The organism is Dorea ammoniilytica, assembly GCF_025567415.1.
Classification (GTDB): domain Bacteria; phylum Bacillota; class Clostridia; order Lachnospirales; family Lachnospiraceae; genus Claveliimonas; species Claveliimonas ammoniilytica.
Genome location: NZ_JAOQJV010000002.1, coordinates 207,358 through 230,867, shown reverse-complemented (window position 1 = coordinate 230,867; position 23,510 = coordinate 207,358). Strand labels below are relative to the sequence as shown.

34 protein-coding genes and 1 tRNA gene are annotated in these 23,510 nt (G+C 42.5%); 2 read left to right on the top strand and 33 right to left on the bottom strand.

The window, feature by feature from the left end:
• Positions 1 to 3: 3 nt before the first annotated feature.
• From OCV65_RS03335 to rpsJ, 23 genes are all read right to left on the bottom strand, one after another.
• A complete protein-coding gene (locus OCV65_RS03335) occupies positions 4 to 648 on the bottom strand; it encodes an adenylate kinase (protein ID WP_262580934.1) in 645 nt (214 codons plus the stop codon).
• A 60-nt stretch (positions 649 to 708) separates the two neighbouring features.
• Positions 709 to 2,025 (bottom strand): preprotein translocase subunit SecY, encoded by a 1,317-nt coding sequence (gene secY, locus OCV65_RS03330; protein WP_118382509.1) that lies wholly within the window; start codon positions 2,023 to 2,025, stop codon positions 709 to 711.
• Positions 2,025 to 2,465: a 50S ribosomal protein L15 gene (gene rplO, locus OCV65_RS03325; protein ID WP_118382508.1), complete on the bottom strand. Its 441-nt coding sequence runs from the start codon at positions 2,463 to 2,465 to the stop codon at positions 2,025 to 2,027. The genes secY and rplO overlap by 1 nt, the downstream gene beginning before the upstream one ends.
• 30 nt (positions 2,466 to 2,495) lie before the next feature.
• A complete protein-coding gene (gene rpmD, locus OCV65_RS03320; protein ID WP_118382507.1) occupies positions 2,496 to 2,675 on the bottom strand; it encodes a 50S ribosomal protein L30 in 180 nt (59 codons plus the stop codon).
• 18 nt (positions 2,676 to 2,693) lie between these two features.
• Positions 2,694 to 3,203: a 30S ribosomal protein S5 gene (gene rpsE, locus OCV65_RS03315; protein ID WP_118382506.1), complete on the bottom strand. Its 510-nt coding sequence runs from the start codon at positions 3,201 to 3,203 to the stop codon at positions 2,694 to 2,696.
• A 14-nt stretch (positions 3,204 to 3,217) separates the two neighbouring features.
• Positions 3,218 to 3,586 (bottom strand): 50S ribosomal protein L18, encoded by a 369-nt coding sequence (gene rplR, locus OCV65_RS03310; protein WP_118382505.1) that lies wholly within the window; start codon positions 3,584 to 3,586, stop codon positions 3,218 to 3,220.
• A gap of 19 nt (positions 3,587 to 3,605) precedes the next feature.
• Positions 3,606 to 4,148 carry a 50S ribosomal protein L6 gene (rplF, locus tag OCV65_RS03305; protein ID WP_118382504.1) on the bottom strand — a complete coding sequence of 181 codons (543 nt, stop codon included), beginning with the start codon at positions 4,146 to 4,148 and terminating at the stop codon, positions 3,606 to 3,608.
• A gap of 194 nt (positions 4,149 to 4,342) precedes the next feature.
• Complete coding sequence (rpsH, locus tag OCV65_RS03300; RefSeq protein WP_118382503.1) at positions 4,343 to 4,744, bottom strand: 30S ribosomal protein S8; 402 nt, start codon at positions 4,742 to 4,744, stop codon at positions 4,343 to 4,345.
• Positions 4,745 to 4,770: 26 nt separating this feature from the next.
• Positions 4,771 to 4,956, bottom strand: a complete 186-nt coding sequence (locus tag OCV65_RS03295; RefSeq protein ID WP_118382502.1) for a type Z 30S ribosomal protein S14 — start codon at positions 4,954 to 4,956, stop codon at positions 4,771 to 4,773.
• 11 nt (positions 4,957 to 4,967) lie between these two features.
• Complete coding sequence (gene rplE / locus OCV65_RS03290) at positions 4,968 to 5,510, bottom strand: 50S ribosomal protein L5 (protein WP_118452185.1); 543 nt, start codon at positions 5,508 to 5,510, stop codon at positions 4,968 to 4,970.
• Positions 5,511 to 5,533: 23 nt separating this feature from the next.
• On the bottom strand, positions 5,534 to 5,845 hold the full coding sequence (gene rplX, locus OCV65_RS03285; protein WP_118382501.1) for a 50S ribosomal protein L24: 312 nt from the start codon (positions 5,843 to 5,845) through the stop codon (positions 5,534 to 5,536).
• Positions 5,846 to 5,861: 16 nt separating this feature from the next.
• On the bottom strand, positions 5,862 to 6,230 hold the full coding sequence (gene rplN / locus OCV65_RS03280) for a 50S ribosomal protein L14 (protein WP_118382500.1): 369 nt from the start codon (positions 6,228 to 6,230) through the stop codon (positions 5,862 to 5,864).
• A gap of 20 nt (positions 6,231 to 6,250) precedes the next feature.
• Positions 6,251 to 6,505 carry a 30S ribosomal protein S17 gene (rpsQ, locus tag OCV65_RS03275; RefSeq protein ID WP_118382499.1) on the bottom strand — a complete coding sequence of 85 codons (255 nt, stop codon included), beginning with the start codon at positions 6,503 to 6,505 and terminating at the stop codon, positions 6,251 to 6,253.
• 29 nt (positions 6,506 to 6,534) lie between these two features.
• Positions 6,535 to 6,738: a 50S ribosomal protein L29 gene (gene rpmC / locus OCV65_RS03270; RefSeq protein WP_118382498.1), complete on the bottom strand. Its 204-nt coding sequence runs from the start codon at positions 6,736 to 6,738 to the stop codon at positions 6,535 to 6,537.
• Complete coding sequence (gene rplP / locus OCV65_RS03265; protein ID WP_118382497.1) at positions 6,728 to 7,165, bottom strand: 50S ribosomal protein L16; 438 nt, start codon at positions 7,163 to 7,165, stop codon at positions 6,728 to 6,730. Before rplP ends, rpmC begins: the two co-directional genes overlap by 11 nt.
• 2 nt (positions 7,166 to 7,167) lie before the next feature.
• Positions 7,168 to 7,821 (bottom strand): 30S ribosomal protein S3, encoded by a 654-nt coding sequence (gene rpsC, locus OCV65_RS03260; RefSeq protein WP_118382496.1) that lies wholly within the window; start codon positions 7,819 to 7,821, stop codon positions 7,168 to 7,170.
• Between the two features lie 11 nt (positions 7,822 to 7,832).
• Positions 7,833 to 8,219 (bottom strand): 50S ribosomal protein L22, encoded by a 387-nt coding sequence (gene rplV / locus OCV65_RS03255; RefSeq protein ID WP_118382495.1) that lies wholly within the window; start codon positions 8,217 to 8,219, stop codon positions 7,833 to 7,835.
• Positions 8,220 to 8,248: 29 nt separating this feature from the next.
• Positions 8,249 to 8,530 carry a 30S ribosomal protein S19 gene (rpsS, locus tag OCV65_RS03250; RefSeq protein WP_118382494.1) on the bottom strand — a complete coding sequence of 94 codons (282 nt, stop codon included), beginning with the start codon at positions 8,528 to 8,530 and terminating at the stop codon, positions 8,249 to 8,251.
• A gap of 23 nt (positions 8,531 to 8,553) precedes the next feature.
• Positions 8,554 to 9,396, bottom strand: a complete 843-nt coding sequence (rplB, locus tag OCV65_RS03245) for a 50S ribosomal protein L2 (protein WP_118452183.1) — start codon at positions 9,394 to 9,396, stop codon at positions 8,554 to 8,556.
• Between the two features lie 68 nt (positions 9,397 to 9,464).
• Positions 9,465 to 9,770, bottom strand: coding sequence for a 50S ribosomal protein L23 (gene rplW, locus OCV65_RS03240; RefSeq protein WP_118382492.1), 306 nt, complete (start codon positions 9,768 to 9,770; stop codon positions 9,465 to 9,467).
• On the bottom strand, positions 9,770 to 10,390 hold the full coding sequence (gene rplD / locus OCV65_RS03235; protein WP_118382491.1) for a 50S ribosomal protein L4: 621 nt from the start codon (positions 10,388 to 10,390) through the stop codon (positions 9,770 to 9,772). Before rplD ends, rplW begins: the two co-directional genes overlap by 1 nt.
• Positions 10,391 to 10,421: 31 nt before the next feature.
• Entirely contained in the window at positions 10,422 to 11,105 is a 684-nt protein-coding gene (gene rplC, locus OCV65_RS03230) for a 50S ribosomal protein L3 (RefSeq protein WP_118452182.1), read from the bottom strand.
• Positions 11,106 to 11,170: 65 nt separating this feature from the next.
• Entirely contained in the window at positions 11,171 to 11,488 is a 318-nt protein-coding gene (rpsJ, locus tag OCV65_RS03225) for a 30S ribosomal protein S10 (RefSeq protein ID WP_118382489.1), read from the bottom strand.
• Between the two features lie 685 nt (positions 11,489 to 12,173).
• Here rpsJ and OCV65_RS03220 point away from each other — a divergent pair.
• Positions 12,174 to 13,046 carry a LysR family transcriptional regulator gene (locus OCV65_RS03220; RefSeq protein WP_262580933.1) on the top strand — a complete coding sequence of 291 codons (873 nt, stop codon included), beginning with the start codon at positions 12,174 to 12,176 and terminating at the stop codon, positions 13,044 to 13,046.
• A gap of 220 nt (positions 13,047 to 13,266) precedes the next feature.
• Here OCV65_RS03220 and OCV65_RS03215 read toward each other — a convergent pair whose 3' ends face one another.
• Positions 13,267 to 14,757: a sodium-dependent transporter gene (locus OCV65_RS03215; RefSeq protein WP_262580932.1), complete on the bottom strand. Its 1,491-nt coding sequence runs from the start codon at positions 14,755 to 14,757 to the stop codon at positions 13,267 to 13,269.
• 634 nt (positions 14,758 to 15,391) lie between these two features.
• Between OCV65_RS03215 and OCV65_RS03210 the strand changes: the two genes are divergently transcribed.
• Complete coding sequence (locus OCV65_RS03210) at positions 15,392 to 16,324, top strand: permease (RefSeq protein WP_262580931.1); 933 nt, start codon at positions 15,392 to 15,394, stop codon at positions 16,322 to 16,324.
• Positions 16,325 to 16,409: 85 nt separating this feature from the next.
• Here OCV65_RS03210 and OCV65_RS03205 read toward each other — a convergent pair whose 3' ends face one another.
• The 9 genes from OCV65_RS03205 to OCV65_RS03170 all read right to left on the bottom strand — a co-directional run bounded on the left by OCV65_RS03205 (position 16,410) and on the right by OCV65_RS03170 (position 23,359).
• Complete coding sequence (locus OCV65_RS03205) at positions 16,410 to 17,069, bottom strand: YcxB family protein (RefSeq protein WP_262580930.1); 660 nt, start codon at positions 17,067 to 17,069, stop codon at positions 16,410 to 16,412.
• A 91-nt stretch (positions 17,070 to 17,160) separates the two neighbouring features.
• On the bottom strand, positions 17,161 to 17,649 hold the full coding sequence (locus OCV65_RS03200; protein WP_262580929.1) for a glycine/sarcosine/betaine reductase component B subunit: 489 nt from the start codon (positions 17,647 to 17,649) through the stop codon (positions 17,161 to 17,163).
• A gap of 14 nt (positions 17,650 to 17,663) precedes the next feature.
• Positions 17,664 to 18,431: a proline reductase cluster protein PrdD gene (prdD, locus tag OCV65_RS03195; protein ID WP_118452179.1), complete on the bottom strand. Its 768-nt coding sequence runs from the start codon at positions 18,429 to 18,431 to the stop codon at positions 17,664 to 17,666.
• A gap of 185 nt (positions 18,432 to 18,616) precedes the next feature.
• Positions 18,617 to 18,862 (bottom strand): hypothetical protein, encoded by a 246-nt coding sequence (locus OCV65_RS13555; protein WP_465245497.1) that lies wholly within the window; start codon positions 18,860 to 18,862, stop codon positions 18,617 to 18,619.
• Between the two features lie 27 nt (positions 18,863 to 18,889).
• Positions 18,890 to 19,342 (bottom strand): glycine/sarcosine/betaine reductase selenoprotein B family protein, encoded by a 453-nt coding sequence (locus tag OCV65_RS13550; protein WP_465245496.1) that lies wholly within the window; start codon positions 19,340 to 19,342, stop codon positions 18,890 to 18,892.
• 2 nt (positions 19,343 to 19,344) lie between these two features.
• Positions 19,345 to 19,641 (bottom strand): CBO2463/CBO2479 domain-containing protein, encoded by a 297-nt coding sequence (locus OCV65_RS03185; RefSeq protein WP_118382483.1) that lies wholly within the window; start codon positions 19,639 to 19,641, stop codon positions 19,345 to 19,347.
• 14 nt (positions 19,642 to 19,655) lie between these two features.
• Positions 19,656 to 21,545: a D-proline reductase (dithiol) proprotein PrdA gene (prdA, locus tag OCV65_RS03180; protein WP_262580928.1), complete on the bottom strand. Its 1,890-nt coding sequence runs from the start codon at positions 21,543 to 21,545 to the stop codon at positions 19,656 to 19,658.
• A 115-nt stretch (positions 21,546 to 21,660) separates the two neighbouring features.
• Positions 21,661 to 23,073, bottom strand: coding sequence for a proline reductase-associated electron transfer protein PrdC (locus OCV65_RS03175; RefSeq protein WP_262580927.1), 1,413 nt, complete (start codon positions 23,071 to 23,073; stop codon positions 21,661 to 21,663).
• A 188-nt stretch (positions 23,074 to 23,261) separates the two neighbouring features.
• A tRNA-Sec gene (locus OCV65_RS03170) sits at positions 23,262 to 23,359 on the bottom strand.
• Positions 23,360 to 23,510: the final 151 nt, after the last annotated feature.

Below are 23,510 nucleotides of genomic sequence, written 5' to 3'. Positions count from 1 at the left end.
AACTTATGCTCCCAGAAATTCCGTAATTGCGCGGAATACATCATCAATATCTACAGTTCCATCTACTGTACGGAGGATTCCCTGACTGGTATAGTAGTCAATTAACGGCTGTGTCTGATCATGGTATACATTCAGTCTCTTCTGAACTGTCTCCGGCTTATCATCATCTCTGAGGATCAGCTCTCCGCCACAGGTATCACAGATACCTTCCTTCTTGGTCGGAGCATATACCATATGATATGTAGCACCACATGTCACGCATGCTCTTCTTCCGCCCATACGTTTTACAATGTTCTCATCCGGTACATTTACATCAATTGCAAAATCTACCTTCTGTCCCATTTTCTCAAGAGCTTCCGTCAATGCTTCAGCCTGAGGAATCGTACGCGGGAAACCGTCCAGAACATAACCATTCTCACAGTCATCCTGATTGACACGGTCAACTACCAAGTCAACTACCAGTTCATCCGGAACAAGAAGTCCCTGATCCATGTAGGTCTTAGCCTTTTTTCCAAGCTCTGTTCCGTTCTTAATATTGGCGCGGAAAATATCTCCTGTAGAAATATGCGGAATTCCGTATTTTGCAGCAATTTTCTTAGCCTGTGTTCCTTTACCTGCACCAGGTGCACCCAGCATAATGATCTTCATGCTATACACATCCTCCTTTATAGTATTTTAACCCGCGAAATAATCCGCAGGTCAAAATGCTTAGTTATTTAAAAATCCTTTGTAATTGCGAACGAGCATCTGCGACTCAATCTGCTTCAATGTCTCCAGTATAACACTGACGATAATGATAAGGGAAGTACCACCAAATGATACTTTTGCTCCCAGCCATCCATTAAACAGGATTGGCACAAACTGAATGATTACCAGTCCGACTGCGCCCATAAAAATGACGTAATTCAGAATTCTGGTCAAATACTCGACCGTTGGACGTCCCGGTCTGATACCTGGGACAAATCCACCGCTCTTCTTCATATTATTTGCAATCTCCATCGGGTTAAATGTGATGGAGGTATAAAAATAAGCGAAGAATACGGTTAATATAATGTATACAACCAGTCCCCAGGAATACTTAATATTCTGTGGGTTACACCAGTTGCTCTGATTCATTCCTCGAAGAATCTCGCTTCCAATTCCGCTTCCGTTACCTTTTCCAAGGAAAGATGCGATTACAATCGGAAACTGCATCAGAGAAGAAGCAAAGATAATAGGAATAACTCCGGCAGTATTAATCTTCATAGGAATATGAGTTGACTGACCGCCATAAGTTCTTCTACCCTGCATCTTCTGTGAATACTGCACGGCAATTCTGCGTTCTCCATCCTGAAGAATAACAACCATTACAACAAGAACCAGGATAATTGCTGCAATAATAATTGCTGCAAGCCCGCCCTTAGCAATAGTCTTACCTTTTACAAAACGTTCAAACAGTGTGTTCAGATCACTAGGAACACGTGAAAGGATATTAATCAACAATACGATTGAAATACCATTTCCAACACCATTCTCTGTGATACGCTCACCAATCCACATCAGAAGTGCGGATCCGCCAGTCAGCGTTAATACAACAATTGCTGCATTTACAAAATTGTATTCCTGAAGCAGACCCTGACGTCCAAAACCAATTGCCATAGCAGTTGATTCCATCAATGCCAGAGCTACTGTGAGGTATCTTGTAAAAGATGCGATCTTCTTTCTTCCATCTTCGCCCTCGCGCTGCATTTCCTCTAACTTAGGAATTGCAATTGTGAGCAACTGAATGATGATAGATGAAGTAATGTATGGTGTAATACTCAGAGCAAATACTGACATCTGCTCAAAAGATCCACCGGTGAATGCGTTAAAAAAGTTAAACGCATCCCCCGTGTTCTGTGCAAAAAAGTTTTTAATATAGTCCGGGTTTACACCTGGAGTCGGCAGCTGTGATCCTAAACGAACCACAACCAGCATCATGAAGGTGTAAAAGATTTTCTTTCGAATATCTTCAATCTGAAATGCCCGCCGAACTGTTTTGAACATTAGATCACCTCTGCTTTTCCACCAAGAGCCTCAATCTTAGCTGCCGCACCGGCACTAAATGCATTTGCCTGAACTGTAAGTTTCTTTGTCAGTTCACCGTTACCAAGAATCTTAACGCCATCTCTTGGGTTCTTAACGATTCCTGCTTCGATCAATGTCTCTACTGAAACTACAGCATCATTATCAAATACTTCCAGAGCACTTACATTAATTCCAACGATTGTCTTAGAATTTCTGTTAGTGAATCCTCTCTTAGGAATTCTTCTGTACAGTGGCATCTGTCCGCCTTCGAAACCAGGTCTTGTGCCGCCTGAACGAGCTTTCTGACCCTTGTGTCCCTTACCTGCAGTCTTACCATTTCCAGAACCATGTCCACGTCCTCTTCTGAAGTTATCGCTCTGCTTTGCTCCGTCAGCTGGTCTTAAATTAGATAAGTCCATCGTGACACCTCCTTACTCAATATAAATTAATTAAGCTTCCTCAACTTTTACCAGGTGCTGTACCTGTTTGATCATACCTCTTGTAGCAGCGTTGTCCGGAAGTTCAACAGTCTTGTTAACCTTCTTCAGTCCAAGAGCTTCTACAGTCTTCTTATGCTTCGGTACAGCGCCGATTGTAGATTTTACTAATGTGATTTTCAAATTTGCCATTTCGGTTCTACCTCCTTATTAGCCTAAGATCTCTTCGATGGATTTTCCACGAAGCTTAGCCACTTCTTCTGGAGTCTTAACCTCTTTCAGACCTTCAATAGTAGCAAGAACTACGTTCTGCTTATTGTTAGATCCGAGAGATTTTGTACGGATGTTCTTAATACCTGCCATCTCGATAACGGCACGTGCCGGACCACCGGCGATAACTCCAGTACCTTCAGGTGCCTTCTTCAGTAATACTGAAGCGCTTCCGAATTTACCGATCAAATCATGTGTAATACTTCCATTTTCATCTAATGCTACAGAAATAAGCTTCTTAGCTGCATCCTCTTTTCCTTTGCGGATAGCTTCCGGAATTTCGGTTGCCTTTCCTAAGCCTGCACCAACATGGCCGTTACCATCGCCAACAACTACTAAAGCTGTGAATCTCATATTACGACCACCCTTAACAACCTTGGTAACACGCTTAATTGATACTACTTTTTCTGTTAATTCTAATGAACTAGCATCAATACGTTCCTGTTTCATGTGTGCTCCTCCTTCTAGAAATTCAAACCAGCTTCTCTTGCTGCGTCTGCTAATGCTTTAATCTTTCCATGATAAACGAATCCGCCTCTGTCAAAGACTACGTCCTTAACGCCCTTTTCAAGTGCTCTCTCAGCGATCACTTTTCCAAGGTATGCAGCAGCTTCTACATTGTTGGTCTTTTCCAGATTGGCTTTCACATCTTTCTGAAGAGTGGAAGCGGATACCAGAGTCTTTCCAACTGTGTCATCAATAACCTGAGCATACATGTGATTATTGCTTCTGAATACTGCTAAACGCGGGCATTCAGGTGTACCGCTGAAACGGTTACGTATTTTCATGTGCTTTTTAACACGAATTTCGCTTCTTGATTTCTTGCTAACCATTATCTCTCACCCTCCTTAATTATTTTTTACCTGTCTTACCAACTTTACGTCTGATTACTTCATCAGCATACTTGATTCCCTTGCCCTTATATGGCTCCGGTCTTCTCTTGTCTCTGATCTCAGCCGCATACTGGCCAACTTTTTCTTTATCGATACCCTGAACAGTGATCTTATTCTGTCCTTCCAGAACAGTCTCAAGACCTTCTGGATCGATCATCTCAACTGGGTGAGAGTATCCAAGGCTCAGAGTCAGTTTATTTCCTGATTTAGCCGCTCTATAACCAACACCGTTTACTTCCAGAACTTTCTTGTATCCTTCGGTAACACCAACAACCATGTTATTGATCAGTGTTCTTGTAAGACCATGAAGAGATTTCATCTTCTTCAGATCGTTTGGTCTTGTTACTACGATGGTCTCGCCTTCCTGCTTGATTTCCATCTCTACTGGAAGCTCTTTTGTAAGAGTTCCCTTAGGACCTTTAACGGTCACTACATTATTCTCTGCGATTTCAACAGTTACTCCTGCTGGAATTGCGATTGGCAGTCTTCCGATACGTGACATTGCCTTTCCTCCTTAACTTAGATTCTCGGAGCAGTCTTGGCTGCTCTGTTTTCAGTTACTGTGAGCACTTAACGCTCTATATTCAAGGAAGTTCTTTTCACTAAGCTCGAAAACACCTCGCTAAGTTCAAAGAACGACCTCGCACTAAGTTCAAGCTGAGCCTTTCGGCTCGCTTTCACTAAGTTGCTTTCGGCCTACCATACAAATGCAAGTACTTCTCCACCTACACCGGCTTTTCTAGCCTCTTTGTCTGTGATTACGCCCTGATTTGTAGAAATGATAGCTGTTCCAAGTCCTCCAAGAACTTTAGGAAGCTCTTCGCAGTTAGCGTATACACGCAGACCTGGCTTAGAGATTCTCTTAAGACCTGTAATAACTTTATCATTCTTGTCAACACCATACTTCAGTGTTACGCGGATTGTCTTGAACGCTCCGTCTTCTACGATGTCATATTTTGCGATATATCCTTCATTTACCAGAATATCAGCGATTGCGATCTTCATCTTAGATGCAGGAATATCTACTGTATCATGTTTAGCAGTATTCGCATTACGAATTCTTGTAAGCATATCTGCAATTGGATCACTCATAGTCATGGATCTGTATCCTCCTTTTCTAATGTTTACCAGCTAGCTTTCTTTACGCCTGGGATCTGTCCCTTGTAAGCCAGTTCGCGGAAGCAAACACGGCAGATTCCATATTTTCTCAAATACGCATGTGGACGTCCGCAGATTCTGCAACGGCTGTATTCTCTTGTAGAGAATTTTGGTTTGCGCTGCTGTTTGATTTTCATTGCTGTCTTAGCCATAATTTACCTCCTTATTTTGTGAATGGCATGTTGAACTGTTTCAGCAGTTCTCTTGCTTCTTCGTCAGTCTTAGCAGTTGTTACGAAGATAACATCCATTCCTCTAACCTTATCTACCTTATCGTACTCGATCTCTGGGAAGATAAGCTGCTCTTTGATACCAAGAGCGTAATTTCCTCTTCCGTCAAATGCATTCGGATTAACACCTCTGAAGTCACGTACACGTGGAAGAGCAAGGTTAACCAGACGGTCAACGAACTCGTACATCTTATCTCCTCTTAAGGTAGTCTTGCATCCAATTGCCATGCCCTCTCTGATCTTGAAGTTAGCCACTGACTTCTTAGCCTTACAAACAACGGCTTTCTGTCCTGTGATCTTCTCCATATCAGCGATTGCTGAATCTAAAGCTTTTGCATTATCTTTTGCTTCACCAACACCCATGTTGATAACAACTTTATCGAGTTTTGGTACTTCCATAATATTCTTATAACCGAACTTCTTGATCATTGCATCAACGATCTCGTTCTGGTACTGTTCTTTTAATCTGCTACTCAAAGCTCTGGACCTCCTTCCTCAAATTAATCAATTACTTCGCCTGTTTTCTTAGCAACACGAACCTTCTTGTCGCCATCCATCTTGAAACCGATTCTTGTAGCTTCACCTTTGTGAAGGTACATAACGTTAGATGCGTCGATCGGTCCTTCCTGGTGAATGATTCCACCATTCTGGTTAGCCATACTTGGTTTTGTGTGCTTTGTCAGCATATTGACGCCTTCGACAAGGACTGTTCCATTTTTATGATTAACAGCGATAACTTTGCCTTCTTTATCTTTATCTTTTCCGGCAATTACTTTAACCATATCGCCTTTTTTGATTTTCATTGTCGCCATTTGTGATCGCACCTCCTTAAAGTACTTCCGGAGCTAAGGAAACAATCTTCATAAACTGTTTGTCACGAAGCTCTCTCGCTACTGGCCCAAAGATACGGGTTCCTCTTGGGTTCTTATCGTCTCTAATAATTACAGCAGCATTTTCATCAAAACGGATGTAAGATCCGTCTTTACGACGAGTACCTTTTACAGTACGAACAACTACAGCTTTCACAACGTCGCCTTTTTTAACAACGCCGCCTGGTGTTGCATCTTTAACAGTTGCAACAATAACGTCGCCAATGCTTGCATATCTTCTGGTTGAGCCGCCAAGCACGCGGATGCAAAGTAACTCTTTAGCACCTGTATTATCCGCTACTTTCAATCTGCTTTCTTGCTGTATCATTGCAGGTTTCCCTCCTTATACTATTTCGCTTTTTCCATAACTTCGACAAGTCTCCATCTCTTATCCTTAGAGATTGGCTTTGTCTCCATAACTTTAACAATATCTCCGATGTTGCATGTGTTCTCTTCATCGTGAGCTTTTAATTTATAAGTTCTTTTTACAATCTTGTTGTAAAGTGGATGTTTCACATGATTTTCTACAGCAACTACGATAGTCTTATCCATCTTATTGCTGACAACTTTGCCTACACGTGTTTTTCTAAGATTTCTTTCCACGACATTTACTCCTTTCTTTAAGAAGCTAATTAACCTCTCTGTGTCTCAGTGATCACAGTCTGGATTCTTGCGATATTCTTTCTAACTTCTTTGATTCTGCTGGTATTGTCTAACTGGTTTGTTGCGTTCTGGAATCTCAGGTTAAAGAGTTCCTTTTTAGCAGCTACTAATTCTTCATTCAGCTCTGCAGCTGATTTTGTCTTTAAATCTTCTACAAATGCATTAATTTTCACTGTTATCACCGCCTTCTAAGTCTGCGCGAGAAACGATTTTACATTTACAAGGTAATTTGTGTGTAGCAAGACGAAGTGCCTCTCTTGCAACTTCCTCAGATACGCCTGCGATCTCGAACATTACGCGGCCTGGCTTCACAACTGCTACCCAGTACTCAAGGGTACCTTTACCGGAACCCATACGTGTTTCAGCTGGTTTTGTAGTTACTGGTTTATCTGGGAAAATCTTAATCCAAACTTTACCACCACGCTTGATATAACGAGTCATAGCAACACGGGCAGCCTCGATCTGGTTAGATCTGATCCAACAAGGTTCTGTTGCAACAATACCAAATTCACCATATGAAAGAGTGTTTCCACGAAGAGCTTTTCCTTTCATGGATCCACGGAACTGTTTACGACGTTTAACTCTTTTTGGCATTAACATGATTATCTATCTCCTTCCTTAGCTGTTTTTTCCGGAAGAACTTCGCCTTTGTAAATCCATACCTTAACACCAACTTTTCCGTAAGTTGTATTGGCCTCAGCGAATCCGTAGTCAATGTCTGCTCTCAGTGTCTGAAGCGGGATTGTTCCCTCACTGTAGAACTCTGTACGAGCCATATCAGCTCCACCCAGACGTCCTGAAACAGATGTCTTCACACCAAGTGCTCCGGACTTCATTGTTCTGGACATGCAAGACTTCATAGCACGTCTGAACGAAATACGATTCTCCAGCTGCAGTGCAATGTTCTCAGCTACGAGCTGAGCGTCTTTGTCAGGTCTCTTAACTTCTTTGATATCTACAATTAACTTCTTGTCTGTGTAGTTAGCAAGTTCAGCTTTTACTTTTTCGATCTCAGAACCGCCCTTACCGATAACTACGCCCGGTTTAGCAGTGTAAATGCTGATCTTGATGCGGTCAGATGCTCTTTCGATCTCAATCTTAGAAACACCAGCGCTATATAATTTCTTCTTAAGAAATGTTCTGATTTCATGGTCTTCTACAAGGTAATCTGCGAATTCCTTCTCAGCATACCACTTAGAGTCCCAATCCTTGATAACACCGACTCTTAAGCCATGAGGATTAACTTTCTGTCCCATGATTGCCCTCCTTATCTTTCATCCAGTACCAGTGTAATGTGGCTCATTCTCTTTTCGATTCTGTAAGCTCTACCCTGGGCTCTAGGTCTGATTCTCTTCATTGTTGGTCCTTTATTTGCATAAGCTTCTGCAATGTAAAGGTTATCAGCGCTCATACCGTTGTTGTTCTCAGCGTTTGCGATTGCTGACTCTAATAATTTCTTTATTAAGCTTGAAGCATATCTTGGATTGTAAGTTAAAATACCAAGTGCTGTCTGTACATCCTTACCTCTGATGGCATCCAATACGAAGCATGCTTTCTGAACTGACACTCTAGCGTAAGATAACTTTGCTGAAGGTCTTGTGTCCTTGTTAGCATTTCTTTCTCTCTTGATCTGGGATCTATGTCCTTTAGCCATGGATGAACCCTCCTTTCAAATACTGTTAATTATCTAACTTTAGATTTCTTTTCGTCTTTTCCGTGTCCTCTGTATGTTCTGGTTGCAACAAACTCTCCAAGCTTGTGTCCAACCATATCTTCTGTCACATACACCGGTACGTGTTTTCTTCCGTCATGAACGGCGATTGTATGTCCAACCATGCTTGGGAAGATTGTAGAACGACGAGACCAGGTCTTGATAACTGACTTGTCGCCAGATGCGTTCATAGCATCAATCTTCTTAAGCAGACTAGCGTCTGCGAATGGTCCTTTTTTAAGTGAACGAGCCATGGTTCTACCTCCTTGCGAATCTATTATTTAATACCTTTACCATCACGTCTTCTTACGATCAGCTTGTTAGACTGCTTGTTCTTCTTGCGGGTCTTCAGGCCGAGTGCCGGTTTACCCCAAGGAGTACACGGACCTGGACGTCCGATTCCAGCCTTACCTTCACCACCACCGTGCGGATGGTCGTTAGGGTTCATAACAGAACCACGTACTGTAGGTCTGATACCCATGTGACGCTTACGTCCTGCTTTACCAATGTTGATCAGGCTGTGGTCTCCATTACCAACCACACCGATAGAAGCACGGCAAACGATCGGAACCATTCTCATCTCTCCTGATGGAAGACGAAGTGTTGCGTATTTGCCTTCTTTAGCCATCAGCTGCGCGCTGTTACCAGCGGAACGAACAAGCTGACCACCTTTTCCAGGGTACAGCTCGATGTTGTGGATCTGTGTACCTACCGGAATTTCTGAAAGAGGAAGGCAGTTACCTACTCTAACCTCTGCTTCAGGTCCATTCATTACCTTCATACCATCTGTAAGTCCAGCTGGTGCAAGGATATATGCTTTTTCACCATCTGCGTAGCAGATCAGTGCGATATTAGCTGTTCTGTTCGGATCGTACTCGATTCCGATTACAGTTGCCGGAATACCATCTTTTCTTCTCTTGAAGTCGATGATTCTGTATTTCTTCTTAGCTCCGCCTCCGCGGTGTCTAACTGTGATTTTACCCTGGTTGTTACGTCCTGCCTGTCTGCTCTTAGAATCCAGCAGAGATTTCTCAGGAGTCTTCTTTGTGATCTCCGAAAAATCAGATCCAGTCATCTGTCTTCTGGAAGGCGTATATGGGTTATATGTCTTAATTCCCATGATTACTTCTCCTTTCGAATTACTAATTATTCATCTCACGGAATTGCACCGTATACTCAGTTTCGTTCTTACAGTCCCTCGAAAATCTCGATATCTGCGCTGTCATCTGTCAGCTGAACGATTGCTTTCTTAGTCTTAGCTGTCTTACCGAACTTCCATGTTCCACGTACTCTCTTCTGTTTTCCGTCAAGGTTCATGGTGTTAACGCTCTTTACTTTTGTTCCTGCGAACATTTTCTCTACAGCTTCTTTTACCTGAGACTTTGTTGCCTCTGTGTGTACCAGAAATGTATATTTCTTCTCACCCATCAGCTCCATGCTCTTCTCAGTTACTACCGGTTTAAGGATTACATCATAATACTGAATGTTTGCCATTATGCGTACACCTCCTCAATTGCCTGTACAGCAGCCTTAGTAGCTACTACTGTGTTATATTTCAGAACGTCAAATACGTTGATTGTATTTGTCTTAGCTGTCTTAACATCAGCAATGTTTCTAGCAGAGATCTCTGCATTTACATTACCATCTTCAAGAACAACCAGTGCCTTGCTTACATCTAAGCCTTTCAGCATGTTAGCAATGCTCTTTGTCTTGATCTCGCTAAGTGCGATCTCATCGATAACGATGAACTTGTTCTCTTCAACCTTTGCTGTAAGCGCAGATTTCAGAGCAGCTCTCTTCTCTTTCTTATTCATCTTGAATGAATAATCTCTTGGAGTCGGTGCGAATACTACTCCGCCGCCTGTCCACTGTGGAGATCTTGTAGAACCCTGTCTTGCATGACCTGTTCCTTTCTGTCTCCATGGTTTTCTTCCGCCACCAGATACTTCAGAACGTGTTTTAGCTTTCTGTGTACCCTGACGTTTATTTGCAAGCTGGTTAACAACTGCCATGTGTACTAAGTGCTCATTAACTTCTACACCAAATACAGCATCGTTCAGTTCCATTGTACCAACTTCTTTACCTTCGATATTGTAAACTGCTACGTTTGCCATCTCTAGCGTTCCTCCTTTCCTTAGTTAAAGCCTACTTGCCAGACTTTACTGTCTCTTTGATTGTTACTAAAGATTTCTTTGGTCCCGGTACAGACCCCTTAACCAGAAGCAGGTTCTTTTCAGCGTCTACGCGAACAACCTCAAGATTCTGGATTGTGATCTTCTTGTTACCCATCTGTCCTGGCATCTTCTTTCCTTTGAATACCTTGCTCGGATCAGATGCAGCTCCGTTGGAACCAGCATGACGGTGGAACTTAGAACCATGTGTCATAGGTCCTCTGTGCTGATTGTGTCTCTTGATCGCGCCCTGGAATCCTTTACCTTTAGAGATTGCAGTTGCATCGATCTTGTCGCCAGCCTCAAAGATATCAGCTTTGATTTCCTGAGCCAGTGCATATTCATCAGCGTTCTCAAATTTGAACTCTGCCACGTATCTTTTGCTTGTAACACCAGCTTTTGCAAAATGTCCCTGCTCAGCCTTTGTCACACCGTGACGATGAACGATTTCTTTTTTACCATTTTTGTCTTTGTTAACTGTCTTATCTTTCTTGTCAACAAAACCAACCTGTACTGCACTGTATCCATCATTCTCTACAGTCTTGATCTGTGTTACTACACAAGGACCAGCCTGAAGAACTGTTACAGGAGTCAGTACTCCGTCTTCGTTGAAGATCTGAGTCATTCCGACCTTCGTAGCCAAAATAGCTTTCTTCATTATAATTACCTCCTTGATTTACAGCGGAACACCACATGTGTGTTCATCCTAAATGTTAGGACTGCTTATTTGTTTTTCATTTTGATATCAATATAAACACCAGCCGGCATTTCCAGTCTGGACAGTGCATCTACAGTTTTCTGTGTAGGTGCGATGATATCAATCAGTCTCTTATGAGTTCTCTGCTCGAACTGTTCTCTGGAATCTTTGTATTTGTGAACGGCTCTCAGAATTGTTACAACTTCCTTCTTAGTTGGAAGCGGAACCGGTCCACTCACCTGTGCTCCATTCTTCTTTACAGTTTCGATAATTTTCTTAGCGGACGCATCAACCAGCTGATGATCATACGCTTTCAAAGTGATTCTCATTACTTGACTTGCCATAAAAAAAGTCGCCTCCTTTTCGTACTTTTAACTTCAGTACGACAAGCGGTGACTGTACACTCTCCCGTGTGTGTCGTGAGAAACTCACACGTTGTTACCACATCTCAGTGGCCGTTATAGTTTCGTACAGTGACTTGTCGCCAGTTTCCTAACTTGACATTCGCTCCACGGAAAACCCGTCATTTTCAGACGGCAACCTCGCGCTTCACAGCTATCAATGTCACAGCTTTTTCAGTATATCGGATATCTTTTATATTTGCAAGGTTTTTTTTGTTTTTATTGTACTTTTTTACATACAATCCCGAGTCCGGTATTTTTACACTTTTCGCACTCAAAAAACCATACCCGTTATCCAGAAATATCCCTTTCTATTGCCATTGACCGTTGTGCCATTATATTATATCATATTATATATAAGGAAACGTTATGGTCAAGGATTCTTCTTTTACCATCATAGTTGGAGGGGCACCCCCCAACTATGATGCCTGCGGATTGTTCCGTGCTATGCACTCCCACAATCCTCCCAATTATTCGCATATCGTGGGATTAGCATCCCACTTTTAGGCTCATATTGGGGCGGGTCCCAAGGTCTTTCATCCACTTATGAGCGAGCTCATGTGGATTTAGACCTTTTGACCCTGGCATCATATCATACATCTATTATAATAGGAAAGAAGGAAGTTACATGGATACAAAAAGATGGAAAGTCATGCTTGCCGCAGATGACTACGGCAGCTTTACCCGCGTAGGCGAAGAGCTGGGCTACACACAGTCCGGTATTACCCAGATGATGAAAGCACTCGAAAAAGAAGTTGGCTTCTCTCTATTTATAAAGGATAATCACGGCGTCACATTGACCAAAGAAGCAAAAGCATTAATTCCTGCCATCCGGAATCTTCTGAACGCCGATGAGGAAATCAACCAGGAAATTGCTTCACTGAAAGGTGCACAGGTCGGCACGATCCGCATCGGCACATATCTCAGCTGTTCGATTCACTGGATTCCTAAGATTATCCGCGAATTTCAAAAAAGTTATCCCGATATCCGTTTCAAAATCATCGAAGGAACCGAGGGCGATCTGGCAGAGTGGATTGAAAACCGACGGGTCGACATCGGATTCATCAGTTACCAGAAGAATCAGCGTTATCAGTTCCTGCCGGTCATGGATGACGAACTTTACGCTGTAGTTCCTTCCGCACACGAATTCGCCAAACAGGGGAAAATCCCTCTGGAATGGTTTCAGGACGCTCCGTTCGTCGTCACCGACTACACGCCAGGCAATGACGTTCATCGCATTTTAAAGCAATATAAGATCAAACCAGATATCCGCTATGTCACCATCAACGAATTCAGTTCCATTTCAATGGTAGAACACGAATTAGGAATGACGATACTACCGGGCCTTCTGCTCCGCGGGCAGGTCGGAAATTTTGCCGTACGGCCGTTAGTACCGAGAGTTTACAGGCAACTCGGACTGGCATTCACATCCCAGGATGCCTTATCGCCAGCTACCAAGATATTTCTAAAGTACGCCAAAGACTTTCTTCTGGATGATTAACCGATCACTTTTTATATCTCAAAATTTCCATAAAAATATCCTCCCAGATCAATGTATATTCCAACATCAATCCGGGAGGATATTTATCTCACCGCTTTACTTTTTTCTTTTTTAAAGACCCTTATCATAAAATAGCTAAAACTGCCAATGTAACCTACCAGTGTAATTATCATCATAATAATTGCATCCATCGTCATAAAGAACACCTTCTTTCACAATTCTACCTGCAGTTCTCTTCTTTTGTTATCCGACCTTTTGCTGTTTTGCGGTTGAAGAACTTGCCAAGCGCAATACCAACAACAATCACCACACCAAACTGCAACAGTACAGTTCCTGTATTATCCTGAATGATAAATGGATTCAGCCATGTATCCGGGAACCATTCCTTTGTCTGAAGCAGCCAGTAGCCAACCATAACCACTACCAATACAGGCATGATATACATGCATGTATTAAAGTACCATTTCGGAAGGCGAATCTCTGCACCCTTCGCATTGACTTCTTCTGTTCTTATCTTCTCTACGCCATACTTGATTGCAAGAATTGCTATAAAAGCTCCGCTGACGAGAAGTCCAATTCCCCATACCCAGTCTTGATTATCAATATTATTCAGAGACCATGCCGAGAAGCATCCTGCCACGAAACCTGCGAAGCAAACACCTACAACAGCTTTCTTACGACCAACGCCCATATCTACCACACACTTTACTCCAACTTCGATCATTGAGAAAAGCGAAGTAATCGCTGCGATCGCAAGCAGTCCGAAGAAAATAAACGAAATAAATCTTCCACCAGGAATCGTTGTAAACAACTGATAGATGTAAATGAATGTAAGTCCGAAATTGCCCTGGCTCAATGCTTCCGCTGCCGCTTCCGGTGTTGCAGAAAGTGCACAGATTGCCGGAATCACAACAAGTCCGGAAAGAATTGCTCCGAGGTTATCGCCAAGCCCCATGATCAGACAGCTGGTCGGGACATCTTCATCTTCTCCTACATAATTAGAATATGTAATAATAAAGCCCCATCCCGCTCCGGTACTCCACGCAGCCTGAATAAATGCCTGAATCCAGGTATTCGGACTCAGAATATACTCTTTCTTAATCGTAAACAAATACTGAAGCCCCTGATCTGCGCCCTTTAATGTCACTGCATAGATTGACAACCCAACAAGAATCGCAAACAATGCCGGGATCGCAACTTTACAGAACTTTTCAATTCCACCTGCGATCCCTTGATACACAATAAAACAAGCTAACGCAAATCCGATCGCATGAAAGAAAATCACCTGTGCCGGCGAATCTGTAAACGAGGTCCAGATCGCCGCCGTAGTATCTGTTGTCAGATTCGTCTCAAATGAAGCAACGGACTTCACAGCATATTTAAGGCAGTATCCCTGAAGCACACAATAATAGCTCATAAGGAAGAAACAAACCGCAACCACAAAAAATCCCATCCATGTATATTTCTTTCCGCCGAAATCACGAAAAGATCCAATACATCCAAGTCTCGCCTTTTTACCGATCGCCATTTCCGTCGACAGAAGCGGAACAGCAAAAACCAGCATCGCAATTGTCCAGGCCAGAATAAAAGCTCCGCCTCCATTCGCCGCACAGATTCGAGGAAAGCGCCACACATTACCAGTTCCAATACACATACCCAGAGCAGCAGCTATATACCCTATGGTACTAAATTTTTCTTGTTTCTGTTCCATAAAATAGCCCCCATTTCCATCCATAACATGCGCAAGTCATGTTACTTAATATCAATTACCCACACTTCATCTTTATTTAAATTTTATCATCGTGCTATTTTAAAGTCAATATTGAAATTATATATATTAATATCGATATAACTATCGCTAATCACCAAGAGCACATCGTTCCTCAAATTAAGCGATCTATTTTCAATCTTATTTAAGTACTATACTTATTTTTATTGTCAATTTATTTTTATATGCATTATTGTCATTTTTTTAATATTTGTATATATTAGTTTCTCTAATGTCTGTATTATTATATCTTATGCTGTAGCTATCTCTGCTATCTCAAGTGAAAAAAGTACGGAATTTCAAGATGTATAAAAAAAGAACTGCTCCGTAACGGTTTGTCTACTAGAATCCAGTCTAGTACAAATTCTAGTCCATATTCTAGTTTTGCTTAAGAAAAATTTAATTATTTGCACCATATTGATTGACTTTTAACAAGGAGACTGATACAATCAGATTAAAGAAAGTGACACATATTTCTATAGTGAATTTGACAAATCGGGGTGTCAGATTCACGTACATATATAGGCGTGATCACTTTGCACATTTACAATTTTATATTAATCTGGAGGGATGTTTTATGGCAATGTACATTTTGAAGGCACTCTGTGTAATCGGTATTCTTTTAAATGTTATCCTTATGGCTAAGAAAACTAAAGAGCTTCGTGCTAATCCTGAAAAGGATTCTGAAATTGGTCTTAACGGTGAAGAACTGTGGAAACGCGGATTACAGCCAAGAAACTTAATCGCTACATGTATCATTGGTTTCTTCGCTAACTTCTTCGATACTTTAGGAATTGGTTCTTTTGCTCCATCATCAGCTGGATTCAAACTTACCAAATCAGTAGACGACATCTTAGTACCTGGTACCCTTAACGTAGGTGATACCGTTCCTGTATGTGTAGAGGCTTTCCTGTTCTTTGGTTTTGTTGAGATGGATATTCTGACACTCGTTCTGATGATTGTTGTATCTATTCTCGGATCATTTGTTATGGCTGATGTCGTATCTAAGTTCGACCGTAAGAAAGTACGTTATGCTCTGTTCGTTGGTTTGTTTATCCTTGCTTCTGTAGTTCTTATGAAGAACCTGGGCGTTGGTCCGTTCGGTACACAGGGTGAGGCACTTGGACTTCGCGGAATCAAGCTTGTAGTTGCTGTTGTTGGTAACTTCATCTTTGGTGCTCTTATGAGTATCGGTGTAGGTCTGTATGCACCTTGTATGGCTATGGTACTTGCACTTGGAATGAATGCAGGTTGTGCATTCCCGGCTATGATGGGATCTTGTGCATTCCTGATGGCTTTCGGTAATGGTCCGAAATTCATCTCAGCTGGACGTTTTGATCCAGTTGCCTGCTGGACACAGGCTATCTTCGGAGCAGTTGGTGTATATGTAGCTTACAAATTCGTAGGTTCTATGGATATCAATGTTCTGACAAAGGTTATCGTTGTGGTTGTATACATCACAGCATTCCTGTATCTGCATGATGCAATCAAGAAGGGCGACGCAGCATAGGCAACATTCAAGAAAACTAAATATAGTAAATACAAAGGAGTTTGGATCTCACGATTCAAACTCCTTTTTCATCGAATGAATTCTTTTATTTTTCCTCTTTACCATCTTGATCCGCTGCCATCTGCATCTGTGTAGCTCTGATTTTCGCCTTAAGCACTGCATTCTTGCAGACATTTACAAACTTCGCAGGCTTCCATATATATTTAACCCCACTCTTCTCCAGAATAAAATCTTTGAACAAAGATGCCTCTCCTGTAGTAAAATTCGCCTTTTGTAACACAATCAGATCATCATTATTCATTCCCAGATAAAAGTCTGCTTCATCCTCCCAGACGCAATATACCTCCTTATAATTAGCAAGGTGTTCTTCCGTCCCTTCTTGTGGCTTATCAGCTCTTATACCAGTATTACCGAAGAGATATGTAATCTCTTCATTGACATGTACCTCTGGGTTATTCTTCATCATATACACCGATATATACTTCCGGAACAATCCCATCAATATCAGTACTGCACCAAATATATAGCCAATTACTTTTCCAACCATTGCAATACTGTCTGCCTGCTTATACATCAAACCAATCAGCATCACACCCATTGCAATCATATAAACCGTAGCTGCCGGATGTTCCACTCTGTTCTTAAATTCTATAAATGTCAGCATCAGCTTGGTGTCACGCTTTGTCTCCACCACATAATGATTCTTTCTGCGATCTTCCTGCAGCTCCTTATTCGCGTTCTCCATCCTATACTCACATCCCCCTTCCGCTCTTTCATAGTAAAAGGGAAATACATTTCCACTTTCAGGAAATGCATTTCCCTTTGTATGTATATCTTTATTTAATTGCTTTTTCTTCGCGTTCTTTCTTCTGCATCTTGAGTTTCAACAGAGCCTTTGCTTTCAGGCAATCTAACTTAGTCATGTTATTTTCACCCACAACGTCTGTCTCAGTTCCATCCGCACTCTTATTAATATCGATGATCGCATCCAGATAGTCATTCACAACTACGAACTGAGCAACCGTACCGTTAAATGTAATTCCCGTTACAGGAATTCCTCTTTTACCGATCTGCTCCACAGTGTTTGTATAGTCAACGTGGCTGTTGCCCCAGCCATCGCAGGAAATAATAACTCCGTCTGCTCTCATACATTCTGCCATAACAGCAGCTCTTGTTCCCACGAACATCTTCTCTTCATTACCATCCGGCGTTCCCACAAGAAGGATTCCGAGAAGATCAAGGTCTGTATCCTCTGATACCACTTCCAGCAGAGGATCTCTAAAATGATGTAATGTAGTCTCTTTGGTCGATGGTCCAATTCCCATAATTCTCTTCCTCCTTATTGCATAGAGCGGATGATTCCGTCTCTGTATTCATTCGGTGTGATCATCACCGGCATATTCTCCATATCAATAATCGACTTGGTTCCTTCTGAGCTGGACGGCTCTTTCGGAAACATATGAGTATCATACATCGCACCCTGTCCGGCTACCTGCTTAATGATTAACACTCGCTTACCGCCCGGACGCACCACATCATTGTAGACATGCTTTTCTGTACACTGATTACCATTAAAGTTCTTCAACTTCGCTCTAAAAATATCAATAAACTTATCACATAACAGATGTGCTTCTGTCGGACCAGGTCTCTCCTGTCCCATGCCCGCTGCAAGTGTTACATCAAAGGAAATAATCACGTCATTGTCCCCTGGTGTACCTGCCCGGTTAAGAACCAGCTGATCCTTCAGATTACCTTCAGAGGAGCCAAATTCATGGCACTGCTTTCCATTCACATCTACTCCGGTCAGCATCACATATACCCCCGTAATCGTATGTGTGATCCCCTCTCCAAGTACTCCAAGTACCTTTGTCGAAATCGGGATGATATCCATGATCGTATTCGTCCACCGGTCATGTTCACCCGGCTGGATCACCTGAATATCAATATCTTTAATATACTTCGCATCCTTCAGTAAATCCGGAATAATGTCTTTACACACGGTCATCTTACCGCCTGTCGTAATATCGTTGCGATCCCCCATCACAACTGTATCCATATGATACGCCTTAATCGTGAGCCGACGTAGTTTTTTCTCTTCAACTGCCATAATAGAGCTCCTCCTTCTGACTCATATTTCAGATTCTAATCTCCAAATTATCTAATTATATTTTACCATAATCCCAAATTATTTCAATCATTTCAGATATTTGTTCTTACTTTTCTTACAATTAAATCAGGTAATAAGAAAGGGAAATGGCTACGCCATTTCCCTTTCAATCTAACGACTAACTATTAGATCTTAGCAACATACTCGAATGGCAGTGGTACGATCTTTCCAGGTGTCTGGATCTCTTCCAGCTGCTGAAGAGTAGCTTTAACGATAGCTGTCTGCTGTTCCACATTGTGTGGACCACCTGCATTAGCTCCCATCGGAACCAACGGAGCAACCGCACGTGGTGTACCAGTCTGACGTACGACTGGTGGAAGGGCTGCAATAATAACTGTAGGAATTCCAGCCTCTTCAATCGCTCTCTGCACCAATACTGCAGAGCGGTGGCAGGTACCTCATCCAGCGGTGAGGATTGCTGCATCTACGCCTTCCTCTTTAAGCATTGCTGCTACTGCCGGACCAGTCTCGTGCTTGAACTTCTCCTGGTTTCCGCCACCACCCATGAATCCAGCATGGTAAGGAGCTGTAGCTTTGATAAATCCTTCTGCTACCAATTCATGAAGTCTGTCAATTGGGAACATACAGTTAATGTCTTTGTTAACATCACTGTTATCATATCCACCATGGGATACCATCAATTTGTCTGATGGGCACTTATCATCGATCTTTCTCCATGTGAAGTCACCTGCAAGGTTGAATCTTTCCTGATCAATCTGATGTACACCTGCTGCTGTAGCAAGCGCAACTGTCATATCTTTCAATTCTTTCTCTACTGGTGTCCATACCATCGGTGGAGTAATTGGAACGAAGATTTCTGATTGTAATCCTTTAACAACCGTTAAACTCATTTTTATTCCTCCTCTTTCTTCGACCGAGCGTTCATTTCCGCTTGTTTACGACGCTCTTTTTCTAAATTGCTGACGTACTTTTCATGGATCTCAGGCCCAAGCTGTTCCGGAAAACTCATATGCCATCCGAATTCCTGACCGATCTTCGGCTCAGTATCGCAGATAAACATTCTCTTCGGAGCTTTGAAAAACCCTAGTCTTCCTTTCAGATCGACGCTGATGCTGCAATCATCAACATCCACGCAGATACCTTCCATATATATGATTCTGTCACCATATTTCAAACGTTCGTCATTCATTTAAAACACCTTTTCTAGTTATATCCTTTGTCAATACGCTTCTGGCTAAGTGGAAGATTCTGCTCGTTCTCCACAAGATCAAGCTTGTGTCCCAGCACATCCTCAATTGCCTCTATATTAGAAGCTTTAACATTTGGATTCCATTTCTTCTCAGCCGGCTTCACTGTCTCGCCTGCCATCTGTACCTTGAGCATCTCAAGAGCACGGATTGCATCTTCGTGGCAAAGTGTGTTGTTACCAAGAACCTCGTTCTCGATACCGCCTTCTGATTTGTTGTTATCAACCATTGCTGTCATGTACTTGTTACCAACTACAAGTGCTCCCTGAACTGCACAGTATGAAAGTCCTACTACAGGAACTCCTCTCATACCGATCTGCTCGTGGTGGCTAGCGAAGTCGATATGGTTATTTCCGAAACCTTCTGTTGTAACGAAAGCTCCATCAACATCCATCATCTCTACTGTCTGACCAAGTCTCTCAGATACGTAGAACTTCTCAGCATTGATCTGTGGAGATCCAACAAAGATTACACCACAAAGGTCGATCTCTGGATCAGCGAGTGCCTCAAGTACCAGTGGCTCTCTCCAGTAATGTCTTGTCATCTCTTTAGATGCAGGTCCGATACATGTAAGAGCATGGATACATCCATCAAGAACTTCCAGTGGGCTCATACATACAGGCAGGTTACCAAGGTCAACGTTAGCTCTTGCTCCGAGGATTCCACATGGCTCTACTGGCAGGATGAAGTTATCATGCATAGCGCCCTGTCCCATGATCTCTTTACAAATAACTACTTTCTTCTGTCCTGGGTGACGAACCTGTGTAAATTCTTCTGTATCTACTACCTGATCATCTTCAAGTTTCTTCAGTGCTTCACGGATTTCCTGTGTGATAATATCAAATGCTGTATGTGCAGCCATAGGTCCACGACGTTCCATGTTTGTCTTAGCCTGAACTACGATATTACCTTTGATGAAAATCTCACCCTTATCTGGGCATCCCGGACGTCCCCACATAATGTTTTCGTCCATATATCCCTCCGAAGAACCGAACTCACCGATCTGAACTCCGCCTTCATCAGTACCAGTCAGCATCATGATAGCGCCATCGATTACTCTTGTAACGCCCTGACCAATCTTAGCATCTCCTTCTTTTGTAGCGATTGGCTGAACGTCCATGATAGTCTCTGAATATGTGTGGTACTGAGCCGGTGTGATGATTTCCAGATGAAAATCTTTAACAAGCTCAGAATCTGCGATTACATCTGCTTCAATGCCTTCACGAATGTAAAGTGTTGTTCCTTCGATTGTTGTCTCCGGTCCTCTCTTAACTTCTGTGATTGCAAAATGTTTTCTTGTAAGGCTTCTTACAACCTTTCCTTCTGTTGCCAATGTCTCTGCTGTAGGAGCTGCAACTGGAGCCGCCGCTGTTGCTGTTGCTGCCGGAGCAACCTCTACTACTTCAGAACCACCTTCGCCAAGTGCACCAACTGGAATTGAAAGATCGATGTCTTTACCTTCTCCAATGTGGATTTTAAGAACTCCGCCTGCAACCTTTGCAGTTGCTGTTGCTGCAGGAGCTGCTGCCGGTGCTGCCGGTGCTGCCGCTTCTACCGGAGCCTCTTCCTCTGCCGGAGCTTCCTCCTCTACAGAGTCTTTGTAACCCTCCATATTATCTGCTGTAAGTGGGCTCAAAGAATCACTTGTCTTTGTAAGCTTAGCGCCCAGAACCTGACCGATCTTCAGGCATCCGTCAAGATTCAGTAATCCTGAGTCTACCAGTTCATCAAAGATCGCCGGATCTTCAAGGTTGGCTGGCTCAATAGTGATTCCAGCCTCTGCTCTACAGCATAACACTGCAGGATCATTTGCGTGCTGTTTCGCTGTTTCAGCTGTGATTGACATAACATTTACCTCCTTGTTTATTTATAGATTTCTCCATATTATATATAATCGCTTCGGGATTAGAATATCGGGGTAGTTCGCTTCCCTATGCGAATTATACCGCTAATACTGCCAATTAGTCTTCTACGTTGATATCCTGGTCAACCTGCTTAGATACTGTAAGCTGACGATACTGTGCATGACCAATTGCTCTCATTACATGGTCTGTCTGATGGAATACTTTAAGTCCCATCTGTGGTGCAGAAGCCATAACTGTGTTAGAGCAGTCTGAACAGTTACCAATGATGATGTATTCACATCCATCTTTCTTGAACTGCATGTTGTTCTTAACCTGACCCGGACAGTTACCTGGACGCAGACACTTCAGTGGTGCACCCGGCTTGTTCTCGATTGCCTGTTTACATCTGCATACAGAAACAACTTCTCCATGCATCTTCTCAGCGATTGTACGCATACGAGCTTCATTGCCGCCGCATGCACAGACAAGAAGTCCAACTTTCTTATCTGTAAGATCAGGCATTCTATATGTTGTAAGAATTGCACCTGTTGTCTTAGTTGTAGGCTCATCAAGCTCTGCTGCACGTCCTGTGAACGCACCACCCATGATGATCTCACCAACTGAATCATCTTTATCAAGTCCACCTGCCATCTCGATCAGCTCTCCTACAGAGATACCAACTGGAACATCCATAAATACATGAGCTTCGCTGCCGCCCTTGATATTACCGCGAACTGTAACATTCTTAGAAATACATGGTTTCTTCTCTTCGATAGCTTCAGCGATCTTAGCAACTGTTTCGAGGTTGATTACAACCGATCTTGCTGCTGACGGAAGCTGTGTGGTATCAAGGTTAACGCCCAGACACTCACGAACTACGGCACGCTCTTCACCCATCGGGTAGATATCCGGAAGCAGGTGAACGGAAATGTTCTCCTCATCCTTCAAAGCATCCAGAAGTTTAAGAACTGCCTCTCTGTTCTTCTTCTTAATAGCAAAGATTGCTTTATCTGCTTTTGTAATCTCCATGCAGTATTTTACTCCACGGATAACTTTGTCTGTCTGCTCAATAGTCTGCTTAATATTGTGAGCAAGACCCGGCTCACACTCAGAGTCGTTGATCAGAATGTAGCTGTGCTCCAGTTTGAAGTCTTTTGGAAGCTCTGGGTTGATATCCTCTCTGAACTCACCCTGCTCTGTTGCGGATAAGTCAATATTCAGCTTAATTCCTGTCGGGAATCCGGCTCCACCCATACCTACAATACCAGCTGCTTTGATCATATCAAGCTTTGATGCATCTTCCGGCACATCAATCGGCACGAACTCATCTGGCTGTTCTGCATCTGCCTTGATGACGATACGGTCTTCAAGGATCTCAGATACTTCACCGTAAACACTTGAGAAGATATTAGCTCCCAAGCCTGTTGGTGTGGCAATCAATGTACCTTTTTTTACCTTATCACCTACAGCTACGCATGGGGCACAAGGTGCACCTACGTGCTGACGTAATAATAACTGTACTTTTTCCATGACACACATCTCCTTTTCTCATACTTTGATTGTTATTATATTAAGTAAAGACGAAATACTTTGAACCTATCCCGCCCAACTTATCCGATTGTATCTATAGGTAAAATCTATAGGCAATTTATTCTGTCAAACTTTTATCATGTTTGTCAAAAGACTATCTTTTTCTATATACTTCAATAGCTTTCTTTTGGCGGAGGCATGTGGGAATCGAACCCACCCAGGACGCTCCTAACGCCCAACACTGGTTTTGAAGACCAGGAGGCACACCAGTTGCCCATCTACCCCCGTATTACATATCATGCCTACTTAAGATAACACATAAAAAGCCTTATTTCAAGAGCTTTTTCACATTTTTATAATATCAAAAAACCATTGACTTTTCAAGGCATTTCAGCCATAATGAGTATAGAAAGATTGAACCCGGTACTAGACGACAG